Genomic DNA, 12,590 nt, shown 5'->3' with positions numbered 1-12,590 from the left:
TTAAGTTGGAAAATGCTAACCTTAATTCGTTTCTCTGTAGGATCCCAAGGGAAATGTCGATCATTAATCTACAGCAGACTTTATAATGGAAAGTAAAATGTTCAAATCTTACTTGCAGTATCCATTTAATAACATTCTGCATGACTATCCTGATTGTCATGCATCTAGTTTAATAACTCAGTTAGTAGAGAAGTGGCAACAAGCAATAATAGCCTTTTACGTCCCTGAAAATAATAGTAATAAAAATTTCATTTCTGTGGGTAGTGGTTTTCTGCTAAAGAACAATGGATTCCATTCAATAATCACAGCAAATCATGTGATGGATGAGTTGATAAATAAGGAGTGTTATTTTTCTCTAAATAATATTTTCTTTCCTCTTGGTAAAGTCATATATAAAAAAAGTGACTCTCACGACTATGCTGCAATCATGCCACCGAAAGCGCTCATGTGTTCTGAGGGAAACTACATTGCTTTCAGTAATGAACTAAGCAAAAATCATGAACCAACGATGTCAATGATCGTTTCAGGATTCCCCTCGAACAAAAACAAATATAATCCTGATAAATCGGAAAGAAATGCTCAACTTTATAGCATCCTCTTCAACTCATTTGAATTTGACTCAAATAGAGAAGATATTTACTTTAATTTTGACTCTCGAAAAAAAATGATACGTACTGAAATGTTTGAACCATTAAGTTTTGGGAAATCACTACCTTCGCTGGCAGGAATGAGTGGGGGGCCAGTGATGCAAATTCTGAAAAATAAAAGTACTGATGCGCTGACTCTGAGAGTCGTCGGTGTATTTAAAGAACACCACAGACAGAAAGGGAAATACCTTGTCGCTGGTGCCTTTATTAATTTTTCAGAAGAAATTAAAGCTTTGTATAACTAAAATCGTCAGCGTTTCGGAAAGCCTAATAACCCACTTTTAGGGTGTTTTTCGGCATATCGAGCATATCACATGAGAAAACCACCATTTGCATAAGTCCGCTTCTGGTTGTGAGTTCAGCGGGTCGACGCAACGCTAACCTTGCGGATTTTATGTAACTTAGCTGCGCTTCCACGAAACAATCTGAGACGCGATGAAATGAAAAATCCACGCAAAGGCGTGGATTTTATGGATTTTTGTAGTTTTCATGAGATTCAATAAAACCTCATGAGATAACAAATTTTATTTAGACGTTGAACCGTTATTTTTTAATTAATAATTTGTTATTTAAGTTTTTTTTATTTTTAATGTTATTTTGTACTCATGTCTGTACTCACTTTGGTTACTGGTACCGAGTTTATAGCGCGTCTTGGTACAGAGGCTGCTTTATATGGGGCAGATGTAGCTAGTGGCCGAGAGCGTCATGTCGTGCCCGATGGTGCTGGTTTCTATATGCACCTTAAGGGTTTTGGCATTGCTCAGAATGTGAAAATGCCCACCTGCGCTGGCGCCGCTCATTGAACGTTTAATATCGCCGTCACTGTTCAAAATGGTGCTCGTAACCGAACGCATCGGTAGACGTTGTGCACGCTGACTTTCGTGAGCCTGACTAGGACTCAGTACGATGTTTAACGTGAGACCGCTTCCGTCTGTCGCCAGATGGATTTTGGTGACAAAACCACCGTGAGAGCGACCGAGGCTATTATCACTGGTGATATCTGGATGTTTTTTGCGCACCCGCGGTACTGTAAGTATCCCAGTAAAACGGCCCATTCACTTTTAGAGACCTTCCGACATACTGATTATGTCCTTTGAGGAGATCACAAAGCGCTGGCTGACGGAATACAATAGCGAGCGGCCTAAAGAATCCCTGAATAACCTGACACCGGAAGAGTACCGGTTGATGACCGAGAAACCGGAAATCTCAAAAAGTGCGTGGAACTAAAAGCGATCTACTTACATTTATATTTGTCTAATATTTTTAACAAGAACATCAACCTCCGGGATCTGACACGAGCAAATTAAATATATAGATTATTATACTGGATTAATTCCCGCACCGATTTTTGTCAGTTGATTCTGGAAGATAGTTAATAGATATTATATCTATTAATCAGTCGATTAAGTCGATTGTTTGCGCTCTGCTTTTAGATTTATTGATGCGCTGTATTAACTAAAATTAAACTTCTCATGTGAATAGCATCCTGTGTTGTTTACCAATTCATTAGAGCTGGATGTAAATATATAAATGACAGGAATAGTTTAATTTAATGAACAGCTTTCATCTTATGAAGATTGAATTAAACAATAAAAACAAGCATGCAGCACTGCTAATTTTACGTCACAAATCAGACTCTACAGCCAGGAACATATGTGAACGTGCGAGAATAATCATCCCATCAGTAACAGGGAAACTGTTCTGGAACTGGATACAAACCTATATCTATGCGCAGTGCAAGCCAGACCATGATTTCAATATCACTCAGCCAGTATCCGGTGATAATTCGATTACCACATCGCTAATCGCGGCCCCCTCGGCGCGTTCTTTGAGTCAGATTGAGTATACTTATGGCCCGGCTGACGGGACACATAGCTGCCCATAGCGGTATGCGAGAGCTGACTGACAACGGGGACAATGGACGGTTATGGTTGCCATATAAATGCCTTAAAAACCCATATTATTCATAACCATTCAACTAATTGGAAGCACTACCCTTTATTACAATACTTCGAAGCGAACATATTATGTAGACCAACAGCAGATCAGGGTAAGATTAATTTTTTTTACACCCATTTCCAAGTAGGAAAAATACTAATACACAAAGCACCCCGATCAGTACCGCAGTAGTCATGAGCAAAACAGAATGAGTCATTGAAAAGGCTGCCTTACCTGCCAAGATCACTGCATTACTTTGTTCGGTCATCAGTTGTTGGGCGGCCAAATAGCTATCTCCGATTGATTTTGCTGCTTGAGCCGAAATATCTGCTGGTAAACCTGCTGGTGCTTGGAAGTTTCTTGTATAAATAGCAGACATAAATACCCCAAAAAGAGTGATCCCTAATCCCGATCCCAATTCATATGCTGTTGCTTCTAATGAACCTGCCGCAGCACCTTTACTCCCGTCAACAGCACTCATAATTGCTATTGAAGAAGCTGTAAGGCCAATACTCAAGGAGAGCCCTAATGCAGCCATAAGTAGAGGTAAGAGTATCCCAGGATTTAGGAAATCACTAATGGCAATCCCGGATAGCGCTAGAGCCGCGACTGCCATTGATAAGCTGGCGACATTGCGGAGCCCGAACATCACCGATAATTTACCTGCAATAGGCCCCCCTATTGCTGCGGCGGCCATGATTGGTATCATAAATATACCAGCTTGAAGCGGGCTTTTATCGAGTACATACTGCAGCTCTTGTGATAAGGTAAATTCAACTCCAGTAAGTCCTCCGCTGGCAACCATTGCCATTATTATGCCAGCAACTATAGCGGGATGCGCAAAGAGTGATAAGTCAAGCAGCGGCTCAGAAGCATGTATTTGCTTGTGGGCGAACAGAGCCAGTAGACCGACACCTATAACCAAAATAAGTAGCACTAAAGCTAACGGTTGGTTGCTACCAAAACCACTCTTAATCGCGTATACGACACAAATCATGCCTGAAATAAGCAAAATTGCTTGCCCGATGGACCAGTGGCCAGGCGTTAGCCTTTCTTGCCTAGATAGAAAAAACCAACAAACAGGAGCCACGATTATCATTACGGGGATGTTAATGAGAAAAACAGATCCCCACCAAAAATGATCTAATAATACTCCACCAAGCAGTGGACCAACAGCAGCTCCCGCAGCTCCGACGGCTCCCCAAAGCCCAATGGCAAGGCTACGTTCCTTATCATCCTCAAATGTTTGCCGTATGATACCCAGCACACAAGGCATAATCATTGCTCCTCCGAGCGTCAATACCATCCGAGCGATAATCAAAAGTACAGCATTGGGGGCAAAAGCAGCGAAAGCTGAAGCAACGCCAAAAATTGTTAATCCTATTAACAGCAGAAGCCTCTTACCAACACGATCAGCAAGTGTTCCCATAGGGACTAATAGCCCAGCCATCAGTAGCGGATAAATATCAATAATCCACAATACTTGTGTGCTCGATGCCCCTAAAGCCTGAGTTAGCGTCGGGACCGCGACATGAAGTATCGTCATGTCTAAGACTACTGGTAAAAAAGCCAACATTACAGCCAAGAGAATTAACCAGCGTTTTGGGTCAGCTTTGTTAACTAACATGATCCTCCTAGAATTTCGTGTTCGGGCTACCTGTGTCATTCCTCAGGAAAGATGCAAGATAGCCCGATAATAGTGAGAATGCTAAACTCTGTTATAGTGTAGTTTTCTTTAATTACTTGAAGCTTTTAAGGGCTTCAAGTGATGTGGGCTTACAAACTCAGGAGTGCTGTCGCTACCAGTTTCCATACCTTAATTGGTACCTTCACTATTTATCTCCCCTTATCGTTTAACAGATAACTCTTTACCTTTTTTCCCAAAAACGGACATGACAATGATAAAAAATATAGGTATAAACACCACACCAATCACTGTCGCAAAAAGCATCCCTCCAACGACGCCCGTTCCAAGTGAACGCTGACTCGCTGCACCTGCGCCAGAGGCTATTACCATGGGTATAACGCCCAAAATAAACGCGAGAGATGTCATGATTATCGGGCGAAAACGTAGCTTAGCCGCTTCCATTGCAGACTCGCGTAATGGCTTACCTGATTCGTATAGACTCTTGGCGAACTCAATAATCAAAATAGCATTCTTCGCCGCTAAGCCGACGACGGTAATGAGCCCCACTTTAAAATACACATCGTTAGCTAGCACCGTGGTTCCTGAAGAGAAATTGACCACCATGACAGCCAATACCGCACCCAATGCTCCGATCGGCACTATGAGCATCACTGACATTGGAATGGCCCAGCTTTCATACAAGGCAACAAGCAGTAAAAATACCGTTAAGATAGCCAAAATAAATAATATTGGGGCTTGGTTTCCAGCTTGGTCTTCTTGGTAAGAAAGTGCTGTCCATTCATAACCAATACCTGATGGCAGGTCTTTAACCAATTGCGCCATGGCAGCCATTGCTTGCCCGCTACTGTAGCCCGAACTTGCATCACCTGAGATACGGAATGCAGGATAACCGTTATAACGTGATATTTGAGAGGGGCCAGTTGTCCATTTCGCTGTGGCGAACGCGCTCAATGGCACTAATTCACCAAAAGTATTTGGAACGGGCAGTTCTAATACGACTGAAGGACTTATGCGGTCTTTTGGCTCGGCTTGTACAACCACACGTTGTAACTTTCCTTTATCAATATAGTCCCCTGCAATATTTGATCCAAAAGTCGAACCTAAAGCATTCGCAATAGAATCAAACTTAACACCTAAAGCCTCCGCTTTAGCGCGGTCAATTTGCAAACTCAACTGTGGCGCATCAGCTAAACCATCCACTATAGCGTATGCAATAGCTGGGTGATTTGCCGCTTTTTCGAGAAGAGAGTCCTTCGCTTTTGTTAATACATCCATTCCCAACCCTGCGCGGTCTTGTAAACGCAGTGCAAAGCCCCCAGAATTACCTAATCCATCGATGGGTGGGGGGTTAACTGCCATGATCTGTGCTGATTGATGTGTCCCTAATGCCTCGTTTAACGCGGAGGTTTCTGCGTCAGCTGACTGCTCAGGGGTACGCTGTGACCAATCTTTAAATGTTGGAAACGAAAGCGCTGCATTTTCACCGGATCCAGAGAAACTAAATCCGATGACGGTAAAGTCACTTTGAATAGCGTCTCGAGAAGCCAGGTATTTCTCCAAATCCTGAACAACACGCTCTGTACGTGTATAAGTTGCTCCTGGAGGAAGTTGTACACTGACAATGTTAGAGCCTTGATCTTCCATTGGCACAAAAGTTTCGGGTAAACGCACGTAAAGTAACCCTAAAATAATGGTCATCATTAAGTACACCAACATATAACGCCCTGTACGTCTCGCTAACCGATGGTTCAAGATATCAAAGCGCTCAGTTAATACAGTGAACTTATGGTTGAACCAACCAAAGAAACCTTTTTTCTCGTGATGCCCCTTTTTCAGCGGTTTCAGTAATGTAGAACACAATGCAGGTGTCAGTGTTAGAGCAAGGAGCCCAGAGAAAAGAATTGAAACAGCCAATGATACTGAAAATTGACGATAAATAACCCCAACTGAACCAGACATAAAGCTCAGAGGTAAAAATACGGCTGTAAGAACCAATGTTATACCAATAATGGCACCTGAAACTTGTTCCATTGCCTTAATTGTCGCCTCTCGGGGGGATAACCCTTCATCAGCCATAATCCTCTCTACGTTTTCTACGACCACAATAGCATCATCGACTAAGATACCGATGGCGAGAACCATACCAAACATAGTCATCATATTGACTGAAAAACCAAGGCCATACATGACGGCAAGGGTTCCCATCAGACAAATAGGGACAACAATAGTTGGTATCAACGTATAACGCAGGTTTTGTAGGAAAAGTAACATCACCAAAAAGACTAAAACAACCGCTTCCATCAGTGTGTATAACACCTTTTGGATGGCTACATTCACGAATACTGAGGTATCGTAAGGAATGTCATACGTCATGTTTTTGGGAAAATAAGGCTTTAATTCTTCTAGTTTTGCTTTTACTGCTTTAGCTGTTTCAATCGCATTTGCACCTGGTGCCAATTGAACAGCAGCAGCAGCAGCAGGCATGCCATTAAGACGTGATTGGAATGAAAACTCTTTTAAACCCGTTTCAATCCGTGCTACATCCGCTAATCGTATAGAAGATCCGTCAGTCTTGGCACGAAGCACTATCTGAGCAAATTCCTCTGGTGTACGCTTCATACCTTGCACGAGGATTGTGGCGGTTAACTCTTGCTCTGTGCTACTAGGTCGCGCACCGAAGCTGCCTGCAGAAACTTGCATATTCTGAGCACGAATAGCAGAATTAACATCTGCGATTGATAATCCGTAACCGCGCAGTTTTTGCGTGTCGACCCAGACTCGCATAGAAGCTTCTGAGCTGAAGAACTGAACCTTACCAACACCAGGAATACGGCGAATTTCATTATTAACAGAGCGAGCAGCGAACTCAGAAAGTTCAGTTTCATTTTGTTCGGGTTGCTTATCCTTGAACTTCAGGGCGTAAATAAGCAAAAATCCTGCATTCGCTTGTTCAACTTGAAGACCAGCCTGTCGTACTGACTCAGGGAGATTGACTTCAGCATTTTTCAAACGGTTCTGTACATCAACTTGAGCAATATTGGGGTCTGTGCCAGTCGCAAACGTTAATGTAATTTCAGCGTTACCACTGGAGCTAGAGGAGTCAAAATACAGCAAGTTTTTAGTTCCATTTAACTCCTGTTCAATAACATTGGTGACACTTTCGGATACCGTCAACGCGGAAGCTCCGGGATACGACGCGGTAATCGTAATTTGTGGGGGCGCAACATCGGGAAACTGTGCAACCGGTAAGTTGGGGATTGCCAATAACCCCGCGAGGATAATAAAAATGGCAATAACCCAAGCAAACCTAGGCCGGTTGATAAAGAAGTATGGCATTTTTAGTCAGCCTTATTTGTTGCTTAGCGAATCCAAAGTGGTTACTTTTTGTCCTGCGATAACTTGAGGCCCCCCAACGATGATCCTCTCTCCAGTTGTCACCCCGTCGACGATATGCCAGCTAGGGCCGTACATTTGGCCTGTATGCACTGTGCGCTTTTCTACAAGATTATCGTTGTTGACAATCAATAAGCTACTGACCCCACTAGAATCGAACTGCACGGCACGCTGGGGAAGTAAGATAGCATCGGACATCTCACCTTTTGATACCGTTACTCTCACATACATGCCAGGTAATAATAAGAACTCAGGATTTTCAAACTCCCCCCGCAAAGTCAATTGCCCACTCGTGGGTTCTACTGATATATCGGTGAAAAGTAGTTTTCCATTAATCGTCTTTTTCGAGCCATCAACACGCGCAGTAATGTGACTATTTGACGATGTAAGCGAGTGTCCCTCCATCCCTTCTCGTAGCGCGATGACATCCGCTACAGATTGGGTTAGATCCACAAAAACTCGGTCGATTTGTTGGATTGTAGCTAACGCTGTAGCACCATCTTGACCAACAAGCGCCCCCTCCGTTACCAACGATCTGCCAATGCGCCCAGAGATGGGTGCACGTACGGTTGCATACTCCACATCGAGGAGACTTTTTTTAGCATTGGCTCGAGCAACCGCAACGTTTGCTAAAGCGGTTTTGTATGCAGTTTGTGTTGTTACTAAATCTTGCTGACTTATCGCTTGAATATTTGCCAATGGCCTGTATCTATCCAGTGTTGACTTTGCATCAGCAGCCATAGCCTCTGTGCGTTTGACCTCTGCATTTGCGCGTTCTAAGTCAGCTTCAAAAGGTGCAGGATCAATCAGGAACAGTACATCCCCCTCTTTGACTTCAGCACCTTCAGTAAATAACCGTTTTTTAACAATACCAGCAACACGTGCTTGTACCTGTGCCGTACGTACTGCATGTACGCGTCCAGGAAGCTCTTGATTGACATCTAAAACCGCTTCAGTTGCATTGACTACTGTTACGGACGGTATGACTTCAGTATTGATTGAGCTTTCATCGTCAACATCACAAGCTGACAAAAAAATTACTGCCATGACTACTAATGATTTACGTATAAAGGTATATGTCATAAGATTAACTACAATAATTGAGATGATAATGTATCAAATGATACAGTGGCGTCTCAAAAAAAACAATTCATTCTACTTTGATCAATAGATAATGAAAAATACTGTCTACATTGACCTGTAAACACTATGGGATATTTTCATATTATGAGTTTAGATAATGATAGGTTAATGATAGGGTTAGCTGCGATCTTGGCAAAATCGCCAAATGCAACTTACCTAGAAATCGCTGAGAGGATTGGTGTTAGTCGCGCGACACTTTACCGTTTTTGCGGCAATCGTGAAGAACTGATACATCGAATTCTTAAATATGCGGCTACAAAACTGACAGAAAATATTCAGGCTATACGACTTGAAGATGGGCACCCTATTGAAGCACTTAATCGCTTGTTAGAAAGTGAATTAAAAGATCGGCCACTTCACTCATTTCTTTCCGAATTCTGGTCAAGTTCTCATGAACTAAATTCTGAGTTGTTACCTACTGTCCTAACGTATGAGAAAGTGTTAGATAATTTTTTTCTGAGGGGCCAACGTGAGGGAGTATTCCGTATAGATATCCCCGCGGCTGTACTTAATGAAAACCTCACTTGGTTACTTATTGGTTTAATGGATGCGGAGCGACGAGGTAGAATAGCCAGAGCAAGTGTATTAGAAACAGCTAAATTATTATTTCTTGAAGGAGCGGAGCCACATTGAAGTGGCCTCCTTCCCTGCGAGCATCTCACTATCTTTTGGTTTTCCAGCTTTTTTATCGAAGGTTTTTATAGGAAGTCTTACCCAAGCCTTTGAGCCCATCAAAGCGAATATTGTCAACATGATGGCTGAGAAAACTGAAACCTCAAAAAGTGTGTGGAACTAAAACGGGTGTGCTTACAGCTTGGTTTTCGGCAGGTAATCAGAATGCAGTTCAGCTCCGCAGTTTTGGTTCAGGACCCATGATGAGATGGTACTGAGTGCCCGGGAGAATATGAGTATTTCCCGAGTAACAGAAACAATCCCTGTTTCCACAAGGGCCACTGAGTGGCAAGTTGATAATCAAACCATTCGCTGCGTAAAAGTCCGTGGGTTGCCCCTGGCAACTGCTTGATACAACGGTAAGTACCCGAAGGTAGTGCTTCGGCCCACACCGCGACTGTTTCATCAGGATCGACATTGCGGTCATCCTTGCCCATAAGGATCAATACCGGAGTCTGTATAGCAGAAATATCTTTCGCCGCATCAGCCTGGGAATTCCTGCGTTCGAAATCCTGTCGCGTACATTGGGAGTTGCAGGGGAAAGTAGCCACTTGTATTGTGAACTGGCTGTCAAAAACCTGAGCTTCATGCTTTTTAGCCTTCAGAATATCCGGCATGGGATGACCCTCGGCTTTAAGCCGTTGCCCCGAATAGTATATTCCCTGATTCCGCCAGTTTATAGCCGCACCTATCAGTACAGCAAAGTCAGCTGTTGTCAGTTGGTTAGATGTAATGATGAAAGGGGGGGCAATTGGCAGGACTACCTCTTTTTTATCTGCCTTAAATTTGAGAAACCAACATAATGTGGCAACAGTAATAACGAGAGCAGTGACAGCTAAGCCCATTTTCATGAAATATCCTTTTGGGGTAAAGTATTAATTACTTCACCCAAAAGGATCCCTGATGTTAGCTTGATTACAAGCCAAATACGTTAATATAGAACTGCTTGTTATCATCATCCATTTTCTGGATGTTATAGGTTATTGGAATATTTGTTGATTGTTCTGGTTTAAGGAACAGTTTTAGATCAGCTGCACAATGGTATATATCAAGCTTGTTTTGGTGTTCAACAGTTCTGACATTTTCTACGGCAAGATGTATTTTCTCAAATATCTCTGCGTGATAGTTTTTTGATATTTCCTTCTTAGCAATATCAACCACCAAACTCTTAGCCTCATCACTGTTACATTTTGGTGTGACTGAATCACATCCAGCCAGGCTGATAATGGCAAGTATTACCATGAGTTTTAATTTCATCTGACCGTCATTATTATAAGAAAAAGAGCGAGATAGCTAACAGGCAAAGCAGGATATCAGCCCCAATCAACGTCAGAGCAATCCCTTTCCATAACTTTCGTGCTGTGGTTTTCAGTACTGCCATAAACATGAACCCACTCAGAATCAACATGGCAGCATCTAATTTGAATATCGTACCCTCTGATTCAGATACATATTCTATCACTGACATTGCGACCGTTGGCAAAAACCAGAACAGCCAGAATGTTTTTGTCAATCCAAAACCACCGCGGAGTAGTTTATTTTTGACCGCATTAATATCATTACGGCCAGCCTCTTCATTCTTCTTTTCATTTTCTTTTAATTTATCGATAAACGACATGGTTCATCCTTATTTAATCGGTTGATTGTTACGTTTTATCTGCTCAAGAGTATTAGCCACACGGTTATAGCCAATTCTAAAATGAAGCTGAATGTCTTTAACCATCATGTCCTTTAGCGTAATATTTAGAATGAAATTAATGGAGTGACAATAAAGAGGAGCTATCGTTGAATGTCGAATTTTATTCAGTGATAAAACCTCATCATAATTAAATTCTCCGGTCATTATTTTCCTTGATTTAATTATGACCAATAGATGCAGTGAACCCTGCTATTTATTATCCAATCTAAATTACAAACGCTCAAAGCAATAGCAGTGATTATTTATAGGTGCCCGACAATGAATTCCCGGCATTCATTCCGCAGTAACTATTACACTCCTCATCCGCAGTGACTTTAACGCTAGCCTGACCCCATTTCAGGGTTACCTTACATTGCCCTTCTTGCCATTGAAGAGTCGTATGGTCTTTAGTATTAGCAACCACGCTGGCAATCCCTTTCACATTACAGGCATGCATGCCCACATTGGTCTTAATCGAAAACATGGCTTGCTGGTCATTGTTAGGGACGGCGGAGAGTCTTATTTCGCCGTCTGATTTCTGATAAATAAGCGTGTCACCCTCTACTTTTGTTGCCATTGTCGATGTACAAAACAATCCGGCTAGAACTGGCACTAACATCCTATTTTTCATTGTAGTTCCTTCTCAATTGATACGGATATTCTTGGTGATTTTCCCGAGTGTTAGCGGTCTACGTTTTTCAACGTAAAAATAAGCCACGTTAAAAGCAGACTTCTTATGGTTACCTTTCCCTAATGATGGCCAATCTCTAAATGCGTCTATTTGTGCTTCTGTGTACGGCGTTTCTGAGAAATCGAACAACACCAATAACGCTTTGCCGTCGAACTTCATTAACTTCTTCATTTCCGTGCTATTGACCGTGGCTGATACCGTTGATTTGGCTGCGGTGGGCTTACGGACGGCGAATTCCACCGCCACATCATCAATCACAAAATCAATGTAGCCATTGCCGGTTATAGTGCCCGGTAGCTTCCCTTTCACTTCCGGTGAAACATCATCGGAGAAACACCCTAAAAGGTAGCAACGTACCAGCGGGAGGAGTTCCCTTTCACTACACTCATTTAAGCGCAATGTTTTGACAAACTCAATGCGGTACAGGGAATGAAAGAAGTATTCAAAACTTTCTGTTACTGAAGTGATGGTGGTTGCCATGGCTATTCCTTGCCGGAGTGTGTTGAGGGCATCTTATTGAAATAACGGCTGGGCCATATCTGTTCGGGCATCATGCCCAGCGCCGCGGCTATCAGGCGTTCTGCCTTCGGGTAGTGCTGGCTAAAGGCATTATTCAATGTGCGGGAGCCTAATCCCTGATCGCGAGATAGCTGGGCCAAACTCAATCCACGCTTGTGCAACGCAGCCACAATGTCAGCCCTGTGCCAGTCTTTAACCCTTTCTTTAGTTCGCTTTTTTTGCGATGCTACGTGGTTATTCACAGTGTTAACTCCTTTGTAT

General features: G+C 42.7%; 13 protein-coding genes and 2 pseudogenes. 3 read left to right on the top strand and 12 right to left on the bottom strand.

Annotation, left to right across the window (positions count from 1 at the left end; all coding sequences use genetic code 11):
• The first annotated feature begins 85 nt into the window (after nucleotides 1–85).
• Nucleotides 86–892, top strand: a complete 807-nt coding sequence (locus F0T03_RS11995) for a hypothetical protein (RefSeq protein WP_145562959.1) — start codon at nucleotides 86–88, stop codon at nucleotides 890–892.
• Nucleotides 893–1,504: 612 nt separating this feature from the next.
• On the opposite strand, the pseudogene F0T03_RS11990 reads toward F0T03_RS11995, so the two are convergent.
• A pseudogene (locus F0T03_RS11990) lies at nucleotides 1,505–1,663 on the bottom strand (IS5/IS1182 family transposase); the annotation flags it as partial.
• 82 nt (nucleotides 1,664–1,745) lie between these two features.
• Between F0T03_RS11990 and F0T03_RS11985 the strand changes: the two are divergent.
• Nucleotides 1,746–1,874, top strand: a pseudogene (locus F0T03_RS11985) (integrase core domain-containing protein); the annotation flags it as partial.
• A 621-nt stretch (nucleotides 1,875–2,495) separates the two neighbouring features.
• Here F0T03_RS11985 and F0T03_RS21910 read toward each other — a convergent pair.
• The 4 genes from F0T03_RS21910 to F0T03_RS11965 form a co-directional block, all read right to left on the bottom strand.
• Nucleotides 2,496–2,585, bottom strand: coding sequence for an IS1 family transposase (locus F0T03_RS21910; protein ID WP_159678531.1), 90 nt, complete (start codon nucleotides 2,583–2,585; stop codon nucleotides 2,496–2,498).
• Between the two features lie 118 nt (nucleotides 2,586–2,703).
• Nucleotides 2,704–4,212 carry an MFS transporter gene (locus F0T03_RS11975; RefSeq protein ID WP_159678529.1) on the bottom strand — a complete coding sequence of 503 codons (1,509 nt, stop codon included), beginning with the start codon at nucleotides 4,210–4,212 and terminating at the stop codon, nucleotides 2,704–2,706.
• A gap of 219 nt (nucleotides 4,213–4,431) precedes the next feature.
• A complete protein-coding gene (locus F0T03_RS11970) occupies nucleotides 4,432–7,569 on the bottom strand; it encodes a multidrug efflux RND transporter permease subunit (protein WP_159678527.1) in 3,138 nt (1,045 codons plus the stop codon).
• A gap of 12 nt (nucleotides 7,570–7,581) precedes the next feature.
• Nucleotides 7,582–8,709 carry an efflux RND transporter periplasmic adaptor subunit gene (locus F0T03_RS11965; protein WP_159678525.1) on the bottom strand — a complete coding sequence of 376 codons (1,128 nt, stop codon included), beginning with the start codon at nucleotides 8,707–8,709 and terminating at the stop codon, nucleotides 7,582–7,584.
• A 144-nt stretch (nucleotides 8,710–8,853) separates the two neighbouring features.
• Here F0T03_RS11965 and F0T03_RS11960 point away from each other — a divergent pair, with 144 nt between their 5' ends.
• Nucleotides 8,854–9,402 carry a TetR/AcrR family transcriptional regulator gene (locus F0T03_RS11960; RefSeq protein WP_159678523.1) on the top strand — a complete coding sequence of 183 codons (549 nt, stop codon included), beginning with the start codon at nucleotides 8,854–8,856 and terminating at the stop codon, nucleotides 9,400–9,402.
• 230 nt (nucleotides 9,403–9,632) lie between these two features.
• Here F0T03_RS11960 and F0T03_RS11955 read toward each other — a convergent pair whose 3' ends face one another.
• From F0T03_RS11955 to F0T03_RS11925, 7 genes are all read right to left on the bottom strand, one after another.
• Nucleotides 9,633–10,292 (bottom strand): lysophospholipase, encoded by a 660-nt coding sequence (locus F0T03_RS11955; RefSeq protein WP_246169893.1) that lies wholly within the window; start codon nucleotides 10,290–10,292, stop codon nucleotides 9,633–9,635.
• Between the two features lie 64 nt (nucleotides 10,293–10,356).
• Nucleotides 10,357–10,698: a hypothetical protein gene (locus tag F0T03_RS11950; protein WP_159678521.1), complete on the bottom strand. Its 342-nt coding sequence runs from the start codon at nucleotides 10,696–10,698 to the stop codon at nucleotides 10,357–10,359.
• A 13-nt stretch (nucleotides 10,699–10,711) separates the two neighbouring features.
• On the bottom strand, nucleotides 10,712–11,059 hold the full coding sequence (locus tag F0T03_RS11945; RefSeq protein ID WP_159678519.1) for a hypothetical protein: 348 nt from the start codon (nucleotides 11,057–11,059) through the stop codon (nucleotides 10,712–10,714).
• A gap of 9 nt (nucleotides 11,060–11,068) precedes the next feature.
• Nucleotides 11,069–11,284, bottom strand: coding sequence for a hypothetical protein (locus F0T03_RS11940; RefSeq protein ID WP_159678517.1), 216 nt, complete (start codon nucleotides 11,282–11,284; stop codon nucleotides 11,069–11,071).
• A 94-nt stretch (nucleotides 11,285–11,378) separates the two neighbouring features.
• Entirely contained in the window at nucleotides 11,379–11,750 is a 372-nt protein-coding gene (locus F0T03_RS11935) for a hypothetical protein (RefSeq protein ID WP_159678515.1), read from the bottom strand.
• 12 nt (nucleotides 11,751–11,762) lie between these two features.
• Nucleotides 11,763–12,290, bottom strand: a complete 528-nt coding sequence (locus F0T03_RS11930; RefSeq protein WP_159678513.1) for a hypothetical protein — start codon at nucleotides 12,288–12,290, stop codon at nucleotides 11,763–11,765.
• A 2-nt stretch (nucleotides 12,291–12,292) separates the two neighbouring features.
• Entirely contained in the window at nucleotides 12,293–12,571 is a 279-nt protein-coding gene (locus F0T03_RS11925) for a helix-turn-helix domain-containing protein (RefSeq protein WP_159678511.1), read from the bottom strand.
• Between the last annotated feature and the right edge of the window lie 19 nt (nucleotides 12,572–12,590).

It is taken from the genome of Yersinia canariae, from assembly GCF_009831415.1.
In the GTDB taxonomy this organism is placed as follows: Bacteria; Pseudomonadota; Gammaproteobacteria; order Enterobacterales; family Enterobacteriaceae; genus Yersinia; species Yersinia canariae.
This window is presented reverse-complemented; position numbering and strand designations above follow the sequence as displayed.